The organism is Maribacter sp. X9, assembly GCF_048537565.1.
Lineage (GTDB): Bacteria > Bacteroidota > Bacteroidia > Flavobacteriales > Flavobacteriaceae > Maribacter.
On the sequence record NZ_CP183215.1, the window covers coordinates 2760175 to 2776349 of the forward strand.

The following is a 16175-nucleotide window of genomic DNA, read 5'->3' on the forward strand; positions in this document are numbered from 1 at the left end:
AACCCATAGCTTAATCGTATTTATATTTGTTGAATTTTCATTTGTTCTTTTTGAGTAAGAGGCACCCATTTTATAATATTTTCTTTTGTTGGTCTTTGAACTGCAAAATACGCCAAAAGACAAATGGAAATTACTAAAGGGAGGGCATTTCCAGAATTGTAATAGGTGAATAAACCAATTAATGCGGGAAACTCTATAAGTGCATATTTTAATAGTAAGAAAAATTGGTATTTTTTTAGTTTATCCTCTAAAGGAATTGAAGGATTGATTTTTGTAGTCGATTTTCTAAAAAGTAACTGACTGCCGAAGTATCCTATTAGGGCAAGAATAGGCACCACATACAGAAATAGGGTCTCCCCTGAATTTTCAGCATTAAAGCTGTTGATTTTCAATATGACATATAGGGTTAAACCACCAAGTCCTAAAACTAAAAATAAATGAGTTATCATTAGACTTTTCACAAAGCTCTTTACGTTCATAAGCAATTTAAAATTCTAAGATACTATAATTTAAACCCTTTGAAAAAAAAGGATTGTAGATAATGAGGTGTTTTTTAATAAGAGTGGCTTTTAGAATTTTTATCTTTACCACATGAAAAAGTTACTATCATTTTTAATCCTTATTTTTTCGCTCCAGACCTTATTCGGTCAAATAGAAAGCGATAAGGCGTTACATTTTCTTGGAGGTAATTTATATGGTTTAGTGGGTGCCGGTGTTGCAAGTGAATTATCTGATGGAAATAGAACCTGGACTTTTGTGGGCTCGGTAGGCGGAAGCCTTCTAATCGGTCTTGCGAAGGAAAGTATTGATGAAAAACAATATGGCGGGTGGGACAACGGAGACTTGTTTGCGACGGTTTTGGGTGGCATAGCAGTTGGGGCAACTATAGATATTTTCAAAAAACGCAAACAACGAAAGCGAGAGCAATTGTTTAAAGACGCCCTTAAATCCGCTAATGCACAAAATAAAATCCCAGTAAACACAGAGAAAATCAACTCTTTGTATTTGCTGGGATTTTCAGAAATGGTTTTAAATCGGTAGATTTTGTTGGTAACTAATACTTGGCACTTTTACCATTCGTCATGGTTCTTGTAATAAAAGCTCGAATATCGTCATTGGCCGTTTTAAGATCTTCACGTCTTAGGTACATCATATGACCAGAACGGTAGCCTTTAAAACTGAATCGGTCCTTCATTCGTCCACTTGGGTCTACTTGCCACATGGTATATTTTGCAGTAAAGTAGGTACATGCGCCGTCGTAGTAACCTGATTGTATCATTACATTTAGATATGGATTTTGAGCCATAGCTTGTCTTAAATCATCTCGGGTGTTATCATTATCGTTGTTCCATGGGTGTACGGGCCCGAACATATTATATTTTACATCAGTTTTAAAATTTAATTCTTCTTGTAAATAGTAATTTATTGCAGGCGTAAAGCTATGCAGCCATGAGGTTAGTTCTGAATTATAGTCTGGAGACATGCCTGCTAGTTGTCTGTCAATGCCAAGATATCTTGAATCCAGACGACCTACCGTGTAACCATTTTTATCTTTAAGTAAATTTTTCCAAAAGAAAGAAGTAGGTACAGATAAGTTTTGGTCTAAAATATCTTTTGAATCAAGTCCAGAGAAATATGCCATTTTTTCGGCAATTTTAGTTTTTTCCGTGGCATCTAGAAATCCTCCTTTAGCTAATGCGGGTAGTAGTTCGTTTATGGTATAGGCTTCCGATTCTGGTAAAATTTCCAACAGATCTTTACTCTGTAACGCTGCCGGTAAGGCTTTATGGTGCCAAGCGGCGGCCGTGAAATAAGGTAAGTTGATCGCCTCTGCAACCGGACCGCTATTTTGGATAACTTTATAATCTGCAGGAGATACCATAATAACCCCGTTTAAATACATCCATTGTTGATTCTGAAGTGCTAATGAAAGGCCCATGACACGGGTACCACCATAACTCTCACCAATGATATATTTTGGAGAGAGCCATCTATTGTTTCTAGTGACAAAAGTGTTAAGCCATTCGGCCAAATATTTTATATCGGCATTTATACCAAAGAATTTTTCGCGCTCCACCTCTTTACCACTTTCGGGGATCGTTCTGCTGTAACCTGTATTTGCAGGGTTAACATATACAATATCGGCAATATCTAAGACAGAATACGGATTCTCACTAACCCCATACGGCTGAACAGGGTATCCTTCATCGTCGATTTTCAATATTCGGGGGCCGGTATAGGCTAAATGCATCCATACCGAACCTGAACCTGGTCCGCCATTGAAGGAAATTAACAAAGGCCTTGCAGCACGGTCCTTAATATTGTCTCTTGTGTAGTAGGTATAATGTAAAGCAGCAATAGGCTTTGCATTTTCGTCCCATACCGGCTGTGTTCCGGTTTGCGCGGTATAGGCAATATTGGTGCCGTTTATGGTTACGTTATGTTTCGTTGTCACCGTCGTATCTATAGGAATAGTTCTTGATTGGGCAAAAACAATTGAGCATACAAAGAGTAAAGGGAGTTGTAATAGTTTTTTCATTTTTCGTTTTTCGTTTTTGGTTAAACGAAAATAAGGAATATTAGGTCTAAATTCAATGAATGAATCGTCGATTTCCCTCGAAAATCAATTCTAAAATTAGGGATGCGAAGTTTATTTTGTATCCTGAATACTATAAAGTTTTTAGCTATAGACCGCCAATTGTAATATTCTATTCGATACCCTAATACTTTTTGGAAAAGTTGTTAGATTCTATTTTATAATATCCGAGTTCTGCTGAACAATTTTAATAATAAGGTTTTTTGTTTACCTTAAAGGAATATACGGCACTCTTATAACCTAGAACATATGGAACAATTTACCAGAAGAAATTTTAATAGCCTATTTACAAAAGGAGTCGTAGGCTCAACTCTAATGGGCTCCGTTCCCTTGGCAAAAGGATTTTATGCCGGTCAAGAAACAAATAAGCTAGGTATAGCATTGGTCGGTTTAGGCAGCTACAGTACCTATCAGTTGGCACCATCTTTACAGGATACGCAGTATTGTTATTTGGCAGGTATTATAACTGGAACCAGAGCGAAGGAAGCCGAGTGGCAAGAGAAATATAAGATCCCTAAAAAGAATACTTATAACTACGAAAATTTTGATTCCATAGCCAATAATCCTGATATAGACATTGTTTATGTGGTGCTTCCTAATAGTATGCATGCCGATTTTTGTATTCGTGCAGCGAAAGCTGGTAAACACGTTATCTGTGAAAAACCAATGGCGGTGAGTGTTGAGGAATGTGAAGCCATTATCTCCGCTTGCAAAAAGGAAAAAGTACGATTGGGGGTAGGGTATAGGATGCAAAGTGATCCGTATACCAAAGAGATTAAAAAATATGTAGAAGAAAAAACCTTTGGAGATGTGCTGTTTGTTTCTTCGGATGCTGGATATATTTCAAAAGGAAATCCGGATCAATGGCGATTGAACAAATCTTTGTCCGGTGGGGGTGCCTTAATGAATATGGGTGTTTATGCCATACAGACCAGTATCTATGGCACAGGACATAACCCGATATCTGTTTCTGCTCAAGAGTTTAGTACGAGACCAGATTATTTTAAACAAACCGATGAAACCATCACGGCACAGTTTGAATTTCCTGATGGCATTATAGGTCATATGATGACCTCACACAACGCGAATGGTAATCGGTTAAAATCACATTGTAGTGATGGTTGGTTCGAATTGGACCCGGCGCATAGCTATGGGCCCATTAGTGGGAAGACGTCCAATGGAAATGTAATCAGTTTTCCGCATCAACGTCAACAGGCCTTACAAATGGATGATTTTGCCAAACATATTCTAATGGGTACTCCCAACGTTGCTCCGGGCGAAATGGGAAAACGGGATATGATTATTGTAGAGGCCATTTATAAATCTATCGCCGAAGGTGGCAAAAAGCAGTCTTTGGATTTAGGGAGAATGGGAATTGTAAGTTAATGATTTGAATATAAGAATATTTAAAGTCTATTCTTAAAAAATTAATAGTGCATGGTTTTTAAATTCAAATCGAATTGACCTTAAGTTTACATCTTAACCATTTTCTCATAGAAGCATAATATATTGCTAATATTCAGAGAACCTTAACACAAGGGTCTAGATCTAGTTTTGTAGGAATTAATAACCTAAAAACTATATTGATATGAAAAAATCTAAAAGTCTACTCTTTAAGGTAGCCCTACTTTCAACCTTAACGTTCTCTTTGGTAAGTTGTGATGGTGAAGACGGAGTGGATGGTGTAAATGGTAAAGATGGTGAAAATGGAATAGACGGCGTTGATGGAAAAGATGGTGAAGACCTGACCGCCTCTGAAGTAATGTTCGAGAATAAATCCAATCTTTCTCCTTTGGTGGCTATGATGCCACAATTCAATTATGTGGAAGCTTATTCTTTAATTAGTTCTTCGGATACGCTTAGCAATGATTTCAAATTAGTAGGAGCACAAGATGGTGCAGGATTTCTTAAAGATCCAGAAAGTGATGGCTATATATATGTAGTAAACTCTGAGGACGCCTATGCCGTTTCGAGGATTAAGCTTGATGCTAATTTAAACCCGATAAGTGGTGATTGGTTATTGAATTCTGGAGTTGCGGATTTCGCACGTCAATGTTCTGGTACTATGTGGGAAGCTGAAATTCATGGTGGGGCAAACGATGTTTTTCTTTCTGCATCAGAAAGCATCAATTACGATGTAAAAGGAATTGATCCTTATATTGCTGTTCCTACACCTACTGCAGATTTTGGTTTAGACGCTTTGGGAGAGTTCTCCTGGGAAAATGCGGTACCGTTACCTAAAAACGCTTATACAGGTAAAACCGTGATTATTGGCGGTGATGATGATTCCAGTGGTTCTGAAGGTCAGGTTGCCCTATATTATTCAGAAGCTGGTGATGCCGATTTAACAGGAGGTAAAATTTACGTTTTGCGTTTTAAACAAATATCCGATGGTCTTGGAGGTGTTATGGATGTTGCTCCTTCAACCATTTACAATGAATCAAGTCTGGACTTTCAAACATCTTACGATGTTGAATTTGTTGAAATCGTAGACGGGGCTTCTTTGACAAAGAATGAGATGGAAGATGCTTCTGTAAATGTATTTGCTTCTGCATTTATGAGGGTAGAGGATGTGGATTACCAAAAAGGATCAGATGCCTTGGGTAGAAATGTGTTTTTTGCTGTAACCGGTAGAGGTCCTGGGGCAGGTACGTATAACGATTGGGGTACGGTTTACAAATTGGAGTTGGATGAAGCTTCTCCCTTGACCGGTAAATTAACTCAAGTGGTAAGTGGTAATACAGATTCTAATAATGCAGATGGTAATGTAAGCATATTACAGAGTCCTGATAACATTTGTGTGACCGAGAATTTCATTTACTTTCAAGAAGATCCTAATTCATTTGACAGAGGGCATGCCGCTTATATTTATCAATCGGATTTGAATGGAAATAACGTTAGACCTGTATTGGAATTAATTGTACGTCCAGACTTGGCTGAAAACGGTAGTACTGGATTAAGTGGGGAATTTGGAGCATTGATCGATATATCAGATAAAATAGGTGTTCCGGGCACCTTCGTTTTAAACCTACAACCACACTACTGGCAAAATGATACCTTCAAAGGTCGAGATGGTCACATCAATGCTGATTATGAAGATAATCAAGGTGGACAAATCGTAATACTAAAAGGATTACCAAGATAGTTCGACTATCTATTTTTAGAAAGGACCTTCATATGCCCATGGAGGTCCTTTTCTTTATATGAACAAAATATGATGATTAAAAAAATTGCGGTTCTAATTGGTATAGTTGTTTGCTCTTGTAAACCGAAAGAAGTGAAGGTTGTTGCTGAGACCCAAGATGAAATTTTTATCGAGGCTCAAAATTATTATGAAAAACATATGGCACTGGCCGTTCAATATATAGACTCTTTGTCAATGTTCAACGCCAATGACAAGAATGCAAAAGAATATTTTAAGCAAGCAAGAATAGCGTTTAAAAAAGCGGAGCCTTATGCTTCTTATTTAAAACCGGAGGTTGGTCATAGAGCGAACGGACCAGCATTACCGATACTTACAGAGGATACACAAAAAATATTAGCCCCTATCGGACTTCAAAAAATAGAGGAAAGTATCTATGATGGGGTAGATAGTGATGAGGCTTATGCACGAGAATTGAACTTGACAAAAGGATTATTAGTGGTGCTTCGGAATTATATACCGCAACGCCCCATAACCCCGCAACGTTTTTTTATTGCCACACATCAACAATTAATGCGCATCATTAGTTTAGGAATTTCAGGATTCGATACTCCCGTAAGTCAATTAGGATTAGAAGAAACCAAAATTTCGCTTTTAAGTTTGATGGATGTTTATGAAATGACCATACAACCGATCATAAAAAATAAAAATATACAATTGGATGAGGACTTTAAAGGTCATATTTCGCAAGCGGTTGAATTTATAGGTGCGAATCCTGATTTTGAAACTTTTGATAGATTCATATTTATCAAGAACTACATGAATCCTATAACACGTAATTGGGTGGCTATTAGAAAGGTATCAAATCTGTGGGATGCCACTGATAATTATCCTTTTAATTTTAACGCCCCAACATTTTTTGAAACCAATTCTTTTAATGTAAATGCATTTATGCCGGTAAGCAACAAAAATGCGTCGGATAAACAAATTGCTTTAGGTGAGAAATTATTTTTTGATAAAAACATTTCCGAAGATGGTAAAATGGCCTGTGTTACGTGTCATGGCCCCGATAAGGGTTGGGCAGATGGTTTAGCTGCGAACCTTGATAACCAGGGAAAACCATTAGCTCGAAACACACCTACCTTAATAAATTCTGCCTTTCAGCGAAGTCAGTTTTGGGATGGTCGATCCCCTGACTTAATTTCCCAGATTTCGTCGGTCTTTACTAATGAAAAGGAGTTTAACGCTTCTGTACACCAGTTTTCAGGAGATATTTTAATCGATTCAACCTATATAGCTTTATTCAAGGAAGCTTATGGAGGTATATCAGCTAAGAATACAGAAATCATTAAGGCAATTTCTGCATACGTAGCTACTTTGAACGGCTTTGATTCAAAATTCGATAAGAATATTAGGGGAGAAGAAAATTCATTTACTGAAGAGGAAAAATTAGGCTTTAACTTATTTATGGGAAAAGCGTTGTGTGCTACCTGTCATTTTATCCCGCTGACCAATGGTACAGTTCCTCCATTTTTTGCAGAACATGAAAAAGAGGTTATTGGTGTTCCCTCAAATGCAGATAATAAAATGATCGATGAAGACCCAGGTTTTTATCTAGTCAACGATGATGATTTTTATAAAGGGATGTTCAAGACTCCAACCGTTAGAAATGCGGAACTTACGGCACCTTATATGCATAATGGAGTTTACCGAACTTTAGAGGAAGTGGTTAATTTTTATAATCTAGGAGGAGGAGCCGGACTTGGATTTGATTTACCAAACCAAACTCTACCCTTTGATAATTTAGACCTTTCAAAAGATGAGGAACACGCACTTGTCGCTTTTATGCAAACGCTAACCGATGCTCCTAAAAAATCAGTTTATTAAAACTTCTCAAAAACGCCCAAGCCGAACAATGCAAAATCATATTTAACGGGATCCGTAGGGTCTAGCTTTCTCAAATTTTCATCGAGTTCGGCCAAGGCTTTGGCATCGTTCTGTTTGCGTTTTAAAAGGTTTAGTTTTCGAGCTACATTCCCAGAATGTACATCTAAGGGACACGATAAAATTGCCGGACTAATGTTTTTCCAAAGTCCAAAATCTACGTTGGTGTTCGCATCCCTTACCATCCATCGTAAGAACATATTGATTCTTTTGGCGGCCGAACCTTTTAGCGGATCAGATACATGTTTGCTGGTTCTCGTTTCAAAAGGGAGTTCAAAAAATAATTCCTTGAATTTTGAAATCGTAGGTTGTAGGGATGCCTTTTCTTGGTTTTTGGTGAATATACCTTCCAGTCCATCGTGCTTTAAATATAAATTCCGAAGACTTTTAAGAAAGTAGGTTAGGTCTGTAGAATTAAAAGTTCTATGAACAAAGCCCTGTATTTTGGCGAGATCATCATCAGAATGATGTAAAACGAATTCATACGGGCTATGGTCCATCAATTGCATCAATTTATGGGCATTGTTGATGATGCTTTTTCTATTTCCCCAAGCAATGGTGGCCGTTAAAAATCCGCTGATCTCGATATCCTCTTTTTGGGTAAATAAATGTGGGATTTGAATAGGATCGGAATCCAAAAATTGAGGGTTATTGTAGGATACCACTTTTTCATCTAAAAATTCCTTTAATTCTGTCTTTGTCATTCAATTTGAATATCTAAAAATTTCATGATCACTAATGGAAATATCAATATGAGATTATAGGAAGCGTGTAGGACCATCGACCAAAGAAGACCGAACTTTATACGGATAAAACCTAAAACAAAACCTACACTAATTTGAGGAGCTACCAATAATGGAGAAAGTAACCAGACTTGTGGGGTCAGTTCAAAATTGGTAATATGCACAAAACCAAAACAAACAGTAAAAGAATAAAATATAAAATTGAAATAGTCCGAATTTCTGAACCATGCCAACGGTCCCCTAAAAATTAATTCCTCTAAAAATGGGGCTACAAATACCGCCAACATAAAAATGGCTAAAGGTGAATTATCCTCAAATAAATCGTCTATAGCATGTTTCCCAATTTCCAATCCGAAGACAGATTGTATGGTACTTGCGACCATTAATAATAGAATGCTAAAGCTAATGGCTAAAGCCAATAGCTTCACTAATTTCCTAAACCTATATTTAAATTGCTTGTTAGTGTCCTGGTTATATAAAGGATTCTTGGCAAATTCATAAAGCTCTTTCAACATAGGCTTTGGTGTTATGCCACTATAATTTCCTTATCCACGATTTTGCCGTCTACCATAGTCAACTTGCGATCGGCCATTTCTGCCAGTTCTTCATTATGGGTAACGATCACAAAGGTTTGCCCGAATTTTTCCCTCAGTTCAAAAAATAATTTGTGAAGGTTGTCGGCACTTTCTGAGTCTAGATTACCGCTTGGCTCGTCCGCAAAAATAATGGAAGGATTATTGATCAAGGCACGTGCTACGGCAACCCGTTGTTGTTCACCACCCGATAACTCAGAAGGTTTATGTTCATATCTATGACTAAGGCCAAGGAATTCTAAAAGCTCTTTTGCTCTCTTTTCAGCATCCGCTTTGGGTGTTTTTTTTATGAATGCTGGGAGGCATACATTTTCAAGTGCTGTAAATTCTGGCAGTAACTGGTGGAATTGAAATATAAAGCCAATATGTTCATTTCTAAATTTCGCCAGTTCCTTATCATTTAAATTCGTGGTTTCCGTATCGTTGATCAACAAAGTGCTGCTCGATTTATTCGATTGCACGTCTAAAGTTCCTAATATTTGCAATAATGTGGTTTTACCAGCTCCAGATGCCCCTACGATAGAAACTATTTCTCCCTTTTTTATATGAAGATTTACGCCTTTCAACACCTCTAATTCCCCGTAGTATTTATGAATGTTAGAAGCTTTGATCATTTTGAAAGTGTAAGATTTATGATGTTTTATAAAATCTCAAAATTAATGAAAAAGCAGAAGGGTTTGATCAGAATTTCAGTTTTACTTTAATAACCGACCATGTACATTATCGGTCAGGGCTAAAAGCCGTAATTTTGCTATACTATTTATGAAAATAAATTGTTGGATAATAAAAGAAAACAGTAAGTTTGTTCATTCTTAATCAAAATAAATTAAACAATAATCACATCGTATGTCTCCATATAGAAATTTAGAAGAATACAATCTTGAAATAACCGATGAAGTACGAAACAGGTATTCTTCCATTATCAACGAAATAGGAGAAGATGTCTCAAGGGAAGGTCTCGTTAAAACCCCTGAGAGAGCTGCAAAGGCAATGTTGTTTATGACCCAAGGCTATAAACAAGATGCTGTAGAAATACTTAAAGGAGCGATGTTCAAAGAAAGTTATGACGATATGGTCATCATCAAGGATATTGAACTCTACTCGTTATGTGAACACCATATGTTACCCTTTTTCGGGAAAGCACACATTGCCTATATTCCCAATGGTCATATTGTAGGTCTAAGTAAAATACCGCGTGTAGTTGATGTATTTGCAAGAAGGTTGCAGGTACAAGAGCGATTGACCCATGACATTTTGGAATGTATCAATAATACCTTAAAACCAAAAGGCGTTGCAGTTGTAATCGAAGCATCACATATGTGCATGATGATGCGCGGAGTTCAAAAACAAAACTCTGTAACAACCACATCAGGGTTCAGGGGGCAGTTCGAGAAGATTGAAACCAGAAACGAATTCCTTAAGCTTATTAGTGCAAAACTATCTTAGTCTTCCAGCTTTTTTCTTGAACAATTCATATGAAATTTTGGCATCTTTGTTGTATTCCAATGAAAGAATTGCTAATTTTTCAAAATGTTGGTACTAAAGAATAAAAAATATAAACAATTACTATTAGGACTTTTATTTGACGCTATAGGTATGCTCTCTTTTGCCATCCCTTTTGTCGGTGAGTTTTCTGATATTGTATGGGCCCCATTGTCGGCTTGGTTGATGACAAGAATGTATAAAGGTAACTTGGGGCAAGTGGCGGGAGTCGTAACCTTCATTGAAGAAATCTTACCTGGTTTTGACCTAATACCTTCTTTTACCCTAATGTGGTTCTATACCTATGTTTTTAAAGGGTCTAAAAAAAGACGGCCAATTGAGGTTTAGTGAACTTCCTATTTATTTTCAAATAACTTAACTTTAGCTCAAATCTATCGTGTTTTGAAAAGAAGAAGTTTTGTAGCAAAGTCCGGTTTGGGAAGTTTGGCTGCGCTCTTAGGAGTTGAAGTCGTTTATGGAGAATTGATGCCGAAAGATTATACACCTGTAGCCTTTCAGGAAACAGATCCCTTCAAATTGTTCGAAAAAGATGAGGCCATGGTCGTACTCAATGATAGACCATGGAATATGGAAGCGCAGGCCCACCTGCTAAACGATCGCATAACTCCAAATAAATTTATGTTCATCCGTAATAATGGACTCATTCCAGAGGATATCGATGAAAAATCGTGGAAGTTGACGATTGATGGTGAATCAGTTGTTTCTCCTAAATCCTATTCCTTAGAGGATTTAAAAAGTAAATTTCAGCACCATACCTACCAATTAACCTTGGAATGTGGTGGAAATGGTAGAAGTGAGTTCAATCCACCCGCAAAAGGAAATCAATGGACTATTGGTGCGGTATCCTGTGCCGAATGGACGGGAGTACGATTAAAAGATATATTGAATGATGTAGGTGTTAAGGAAGATGCAGTTTATATAGGATATCACGCTGCCGATGTTCATCTAAGTAGAAACCCCAACAAAGAACCGATCTCCAGGGGAGCACCCATTGCTAAAGCAATGCAGGAGGAAACTTTATTGGCATTCGCCATGAACGGAAAACCCATTCCTTTGGCGCATGGTTTTCCTTTACGTTTAGTCGCTGGTGGTTGGCCAGCTTCGGTCTCTGGTAAATGGTTGAATAGAATAAGTATTAGAAATATAGTACATGACGGGGAGAAAATGGGGGGTAGTTCGTACCGCGTACCTTGCGAAACAGTAGCACCGGGAGAAACCGTAAAAGATGAAGATATGTGCATCATAGAATCCATGCCCGTAAAATCATTGATTACACACCCGAAATCAGGAGCTTTAATAGACGAGGGAAAAACCCTTAAAATTAGAGGTCATGCTTGGGCGGGTGAGCTGGAAGTATCCCATATGGAATATTCCATTGATTATGGGACCTCTTGGAAATCTGCTAATTTAGAAAAACCAAAAAATCGACTTGCGTGGCAGCATTTTGATGCCTCCGTTTCATTTCCTAAAAAAGGCTATTATGAAATTTGGGCTCGTGCAACGGATTCCAACGGAAAAAAACAACCTATGGTATTGCCTGGATGGAACCCCAAAGGATATTTGAATAACGCATGCCACAGAATTGCCGTAAAAATAATCTAATGGAACAACGAAAAGATTTCGGAAGAACCATGAAACCAATTTACAAGACGCTTATTATTATTTCAACAGTTCTAATACTCGTCGGAATTTCTGCAATCTATTTTTACGGCCCATACGAGTCTCAGGAACAACTAAAAGAAGAACCGCAAGAACAATCGGAGGTTAATCCTGAATTGATTGAAAATGGGATGCATGTCCGTACCGGACTCGTAGCGGCCGACGGATTACAGACCGTAATCACTAACTGTACAACATGCCATTCTTCTAAATTGATCATTCAAAATAGAATGGGAGCAGAGCAATGGAATGCGACGATACGATGGATGCAGAAAACGCAAGGATTGTGGGATTTAGGAGAGAATCAAAAAGTAATCGTCGATTATCTTGTTGAAAATTATCCACCTTTAGAAAAGGGTCGAAGAGTACCGCTTACTAACATAGAATGGTATGCTATAGAAGAATAGTTATAACCATTGAAAATAAAAAAAAGGTCTTTGGATGAAATACCCAAAGACCTTTTTTCGATTATAATCTACTTACAACGGTATGCTAATACCAAGGTTTATATTTCTTCCAATATTCGAAAGGCCATTCGATTTAAGTCTTGAAAGGTGCGAAACATATTCTTTATCCAAAATATTGTTGGCACTTAATTTAAAATCGACGGGCTGCCCAGAAATGCTCCATGTGGCCCCAATACCTAAATTCAGTAGTGAATAGCCAGCCGTTGGTGTTTCAAAATCACTCACTTTATTTTGAGAGAAATAGGACTTCAAAGTGACAAAGCCATAGCCATTGGTTAAACTTTTATTCATTTTAGGAAATTCAACCCTAAAAGTGTTCGCCCAATTATTTGCGGGGATCAAAGGCAGGTTCCCGCCATTCTTTAATTCACCTGTTACTGTAGAGAAATCACTCTGTAAGTGTAACCAATCTAATGGATGTGGGTGGTAATGTAGACCAGCTTCACCACCGTATAAATTTGCATCTTGTTGTTGGTATAAAAAAACTGAATTACCTTCTGCAACAGTACCATTGGGCTCTAGATAAATATAATCTGATATGGTATTGTAGAATCCATTGATGTAAAATTCAAAATGCTCGTTTTTGAACTCTAATGATAAATCGGTCTGCAGATTACGTTCGTTGTTCAAATCTGCATTTCCTATTTCATACCTATTTGTACCTTCATGAACACCGTTAGAGGTAAGTTCGGCCAAATTGGGCGCTCTAAACCCCGAGGCTATATTTAACCGTGAAATGAAGTTTTTAGAAAGGTCAATCTTGTAACCACCGGCGAGATTAAAACTATTAAAACTTCTATCCAAAGCGGCTATATACCCTTCTTCACCGGCTATTCCATTTTCATCACCATCAATGGTTCTCTTGTCAAATCGAATTCCCAATTGAAGGTCACTTTCCGTAAAATGGATGTGCGAGGTGGCCAAAATACCAATATCGTTTGTCGTTGCATCAGGAATCAACACTTCTTCCCCATAGTTACTATTGGTTTGGTTCATGCCTTGTAGCCCAACGATTGTTTCTACCGCTCCGATTCTAGCTAAGTTGTATTGAAGATTATAACTTAGGGTCTGTAGTTTCATATCTAGAGCAGGGCCTTCCTCAACAGGTTCGTCAGCTCCTGCATCGGCTTCATGTTCCTCAAATTCCTTTCTGTTATTGACCGTGTATCCTAATATCGCCTGTAGACTTGAATTGTTAAAGTAAATATTGGATTTAGAACTTAAGATATGGCTAGTGATATCTTGATAAGGCTCCATCGCGGTGCGATCTGTATTCTGAACCCCGATTTCTTCAGGAATACCAAGTTCTGAATTGTTGTAGTTATAACGTACTTCGGTTTTGAAATTGGTTAATTGATAAGCGAGGCCGGTTTTTAAATCTTGCTCCTTAAACCTGGAGTTGGTGATTCTTTCGCCTTCCCCCGTTTTATAATCAACATGGGAACTTCCTCCCAGACGGACCAAAAATTTAAGTTTGTCTGATGAAGCTTTAAATCCACCATTACCATTGATACCTTGTGTATTGGTGAAATAGTTAAAGTTGATATCGCCCTCGGTATCATTTGAATTCGCGAATTTTTCAGGATTCAGGTAAAGAACGCCACCCAAAGCATCTGAACCATATAGTAAGGAGGCTGGTCCTTTTATAACTTCAACGCTTTCAATACCTGCATCACTGATTCCCAATCCATGTTCATCGCCAAATTGTTGGTTTTCTAAACGTATGCCCTGGGTATAGGTTAAAACCCTGTTAGAGCTCAATCCCCGAATAACCGGTTTTCCAATTCCCACCCCGGTGGAGACACTTGCTACACCCGGGATATTCGTTATTCCTTCCGATAGGTTGATGGCTCCAGCATTCTTTAATTCTTTAATACTGGTACGCTCAACTTTCATTACATTTTCACGCTGTAATTTGTGAAAGGGCGTAGAGACGATAACTTCTTCCATTTCTATGGCACTTGGTACAAGTTCTAAAGAAAGTTGGGTTGTTGCTTCTGCGAAATCGATTGTTTGTGAATAGGTTTGGAAACCCATATAAGAAATAACAATTTTAAACTTACCTGATGGTAAATCATTGATTTCATAAAAACCTTCGGCATTTGTTATGGTTCCCTTTTCCAGTTGTGGCAAGTAAATGGATACTTGTTCTAAGGGTTCTTGAGTTTCTTGGTTGGTTATTGTTCCTTGTAAGCTATGTTGTGCGAATACGGCATGTACAGACAGTGCCCATAGCACCGCCATATATAGATATTTCATTTTAAAATGATTTTAAGATATAGTAGATTTAACGTGTTTTTATAAAGTAAACTAGCACGTCGGAGGTCCTCTTAAAACAAAATGAAGTTGTTGATATTTACTTAAAAAAAAGTAGTTATTGATGATGGCTTCAGAAATCACCGATGCCTCAAAAAATTCGGGGTAATCAAACTCTGGGTAAAAAAAATTGGAATGGTGATAATGATCAAAATCACAATCGAATTCGACGGAATGGATATGTAATTTTCCTTGAGTGACGCAATGTAACTCTTCATGTTCATAAAGCGCATGGGATATTTTAACAATGTACGGTCCCAACAACCCCATCAGTAAAATAATGGCCACTAATGGAAATATAATTTTTTCCTTTAAAAATCCCATAGTTGCAAATCTAACGATTGCTTTCTAGACTCGACTGTTAAGAAAATATTAAATTAATTGAACAAAAAGCCTAAACCAATTCTTTTCAACATCTTTTTTTCAAAGTTCCAAAAGAATTTAAACTGTCCTAAAAGCCACCCATAGATGACCAATAAAATTTGATAAAAAGGAAAAATCAATAGGATTCTTAACACCCAATAGAGCGTACTTCCCCACCAAGTATCTGGGAAATTGCTTTGTTGCAGCCCGATTAAGTTTAAAAAAGGTTTGGCTACAAAAACCGATGAGGATCCTGTAATGGCAAAAACGAAAAAAATTATGATCAGTTGAAAATTACTTGATATTCCCCAACGCTCCTTTAACCTTTGCATAGTTCATTTTAAAGCGTGCTAATATACTTTTTATAACCGTGGAAAAAAAGGCCCTAACCGTTGATTGTACTTTCTTTGGAAATAAACGAAATAATTATAGAGCTTATAATTCACCTCATAGCCATAATCTATATTCTGACTATAATCGATTTGTAATTCATAGAGATTAGGACTGTAGCGCAATGGTTGCATTACCCTTTGGTTCCATTCGGTTACCAAAATGTAATTTCTGTTCTCTAAAAAGTTTTGGGAGTAATATCCTTCGGGTTTGGCGATGGAATTTAACCAAGTATTGAATCCGGGTTCAATGATGATGATTTCATATTCTGTTTTATCGCTTGAAATTTTAATGGTATCGCCTTCTACTTCCTCGAAAACTTTTTGCTCTTCAGGTGAAATGGTTAAAGCTTCTTTTGATGTGCCACAATTTGTTAGCAGTAGCGTTAAGGTGCAGATTAATGCAAAACCATTAGCAAAGAGTAGATTTTTTTTCTTTTTCATAGCTATAAGATACAAA

17 protein-coding genes are annotated in these 16175 nt (G+C 37.4%); 8 read left to right on the top strand and 9 right to left on the bottom strand.

What is annotated here, in order from left to right; genetic code table 11:
* Positions 1-20: 20 nt before the first annotated feature.
* Positions 21-449, bottom strand: a complete 429-nt coding sequence (locus ACNR9Q_RS11640; RefSeq protein WP_419211388.1) for a hypothetical protein — start codon at positions 447-449, stop codon at positions 21-23.
* Between the two features lie 142 nt (positions 450-591).
* Between ACNR9Q_RS11640 and ACNR9Q_RS11645 the strand changes: the two genes are divergently transcribed.
* Positions 592-1041, top strand: coding sequence for a hypothetical protein (locus ACNR9Q_RS11645; RefSeq protein ID WP_419211389.1), 450 nt, complete (start codon positions 592-594; stop codon positions 1039-1041).
* Between the two features lie 13 nt (positions 1042-1054).
* Here ACNR9Q_RS11645 and ACNR9Q_RS11650 read toward each other — a convergent pair whose 3' ends face one another.
* A complete protein-coding gene (locus ACNR9Q_RS11650; protein WP_419211390.1) occupies positions 1055-2539 on the bottom strand; it encodes a S10 family peptidase in 1485 nt (494 codons plus the stop codon).
* Positions 2540-2845: 306 nt separating this feature from the next.
* On the opposite strand from ACNR9Q_RS11650, the gene ACNR9Q_RS11655 reads away from it, so the two are divergent.
* From ACNR9Q_RS11655 to ACNR9Q_RS11665, 3 genes are all read left to right on the top strand, one after another.
* A complete protein-coding gene (locus ACNR9Q_RS11655) occupies positions 2846-3982 on the top strand; it encodes a Gfo/Idh/MocA family protein (protein WP_419211391.1) in 1137 nt (378 codons plus the stop codon).
* A gap of 202 nt (positions 3983-4184) precedes the next feature.
* Entirely contained in the window at positions 4185-5741 is a 1557-nt protein-coding gene (locus ACNR9Q_RS11660; RefSeq protein WP_419211392.1) for a hypothetical protein, read from the top strand.
* Positions 5742-5810: 69 nt separating this feature from the next.
* Positions 5811-7625, top strand: coding sequence for a cytochrome-c peroxidase (locus tag ACNR9Q_RS11665; RefSeq protein WP_419211393.1), 1815 nt, complete (start codon positions 5811-5813; stop codon positions 7623-7625).
* Here the strand turns inward: ACNR9Q_RS11665 and ACNR9Q_RS11670 are convergent.
* From ACNR9Q_RS11670 to ACNR9Q_RS11680, 3 genes are read right to left on the bottom strand one after another with little or no spacing between them, the layout of a single operon-like run.
* A complete protein-coding gene (locus ACNR9Q_RS11670; protein ID WP_419211394.1) occupies positions 7622-8386 on the bottom strand; it encodes a TIGR02757 family protein in 765 nt (254 codons plus the stop codon). The genes ACNR9Q_RS11665 and ACNR9Q_RS11670 overlap by 4 nt on opposite strands.
* Positions 8383-8940 (bottom strand): CPBP family intramembrane glutamic endopeptidase, encoded by a 558-nt coding sequence (locus tag ACNR9Q_RS11675; protein WP_419211395.1) that lies wholly within the window; start codon positions 8938-8940, stop codon positions 8383-8385. Before ACNR9Q_RS11675 ends, ACNR9Q_RS11670 begins: the two co-directional genes overlap by 4 nt.
* 11 nt (positions 8941-8951) lie before the next feature.
* The gene (locus tag ACNR9Q_RS11680) at positions 8952-9632 is read right to left on the bottom strand and encodes an ABC transporter ATP-binding protein (RefSeq protein ID WP_419211396.1); all 681 of its coding nucleotides are present in this window, start codon (positions 9630-9632) and stop codon (positions 8952-8954) included.
* A 232-nt stretch (positions 9633-9864) separates the two neighbouring features.
* On the opposite strand from ACNR9Q_RS11680, the gene folE reads away from it, so the two are divergent.
* The 4 genes from folE to ACNR9Q_RS11700 all read left to right on the top strand — a co-directional run bounded on the left by folE (position 9865) and on the right by ACNR9Q_RS11700 (position 12587).
* A complete protein-coding gene (gene folE, locus ACNR9Q_RS11685; protein ID WP_419211397.1) occupies positions 9865-10464 on the top strand; it encodes a GTP cyclohydrolase I FolE in 600 nt (199 codons plus the stop codon).
* 84 nt (positions 10465-10548) lie between these two features.
* A complete protein-coding gene (locus tag ACNR9Q_RS11690; RefSeq protein WP_419211398.1) occupies positions 10549-10848 on the top strand; it encodes a hypothetical protein in 300 nt (99 codons plus the stop codon).
* A 54-nt stretch (positions 10849-10902) separates the two neighbouring features.
* Positions 10903-12123 (top strand): sulfite oxidase, encoded by a 1221-nt coding sequence (locus tag ACNR9Q_RS11695; RefSeq protein WP_419211399.1) that lies wholly within the window; start codon positions 10903-10905, stop codon positions 12121-12123.
* A complete protein-coding gene (locus tag ACNR9Q_RS11700; protein WP_419211400.1) occupies positions 12123-12587 on the top strand; it encodes a monoheme cytochrome C in 465 nt (154 codons plus the stop codon). The genes ACNR9Q_RS11695 and ACNR9Q_RS11700 overlap by 1 nt, the downstream gene beginning before the upstream one ends.
* Positions 12588-12659: 72 nt before the next feature.
* On the opposite strand, the gene ACNR9Q_RS11705 is transcribed toward ACNR9Q_RS11700, so the two are convergent.
* From ACNR9Q_RS11705 to ACNR9Q_RS11720, 4 genes are read right to left on the bottom strand one after another with little or no spacing between them, the layout of a single operon-like run.
* A complete protein-coding gene (locus ACNR9Q_RS11705) occupies positions 12660-14906 on the bottom strand; it encodes a TonB-dependent receptor (RefSeq protein ID WP_419211401.1) in 2247 nt (748 codons plus the stop codon).
* A gap of 51 nt (positions 14907-14957) precedes the next feature.
* Positions 14958-15287, bottom strand: coding sequence for a hypothetical protein (locus ACNR9Q_RS11710; protein WP_419211402.1), 330 nt, complete (start codon positions 15285-15287; stop codon positions 14958-14960).
* A 53-nt stretch (positions 15288-15340) separates the two neighbouring features.
* Complete coding sequence (locus ACNR9Q_RS11715) at positions 15341-15658, bottom strand: DUF6787 family protein (RefSeq protein WP_419211403.1); 318 nt, start codon at positions 15656-15658, stop codon at positions 15341-15343.
* A 30-nt stretch (positions 15659-15688) separates the two neighbouring features.
* Positions 15689-16159 carry a DUF6146 family protein gene (locus ACNR9Q_RS11720; RefSeq protein WP_419211404.1) on the bottom strand — a complete coding sequence of 157 codons (471 nt, stop codon included), beginning with the start codon at positions 16157-16159 and terminating at the stop codon, positions 15689-15691.
* Between the last annotated feature and the right edge of the window lie 16 nt (positions 16160-16175).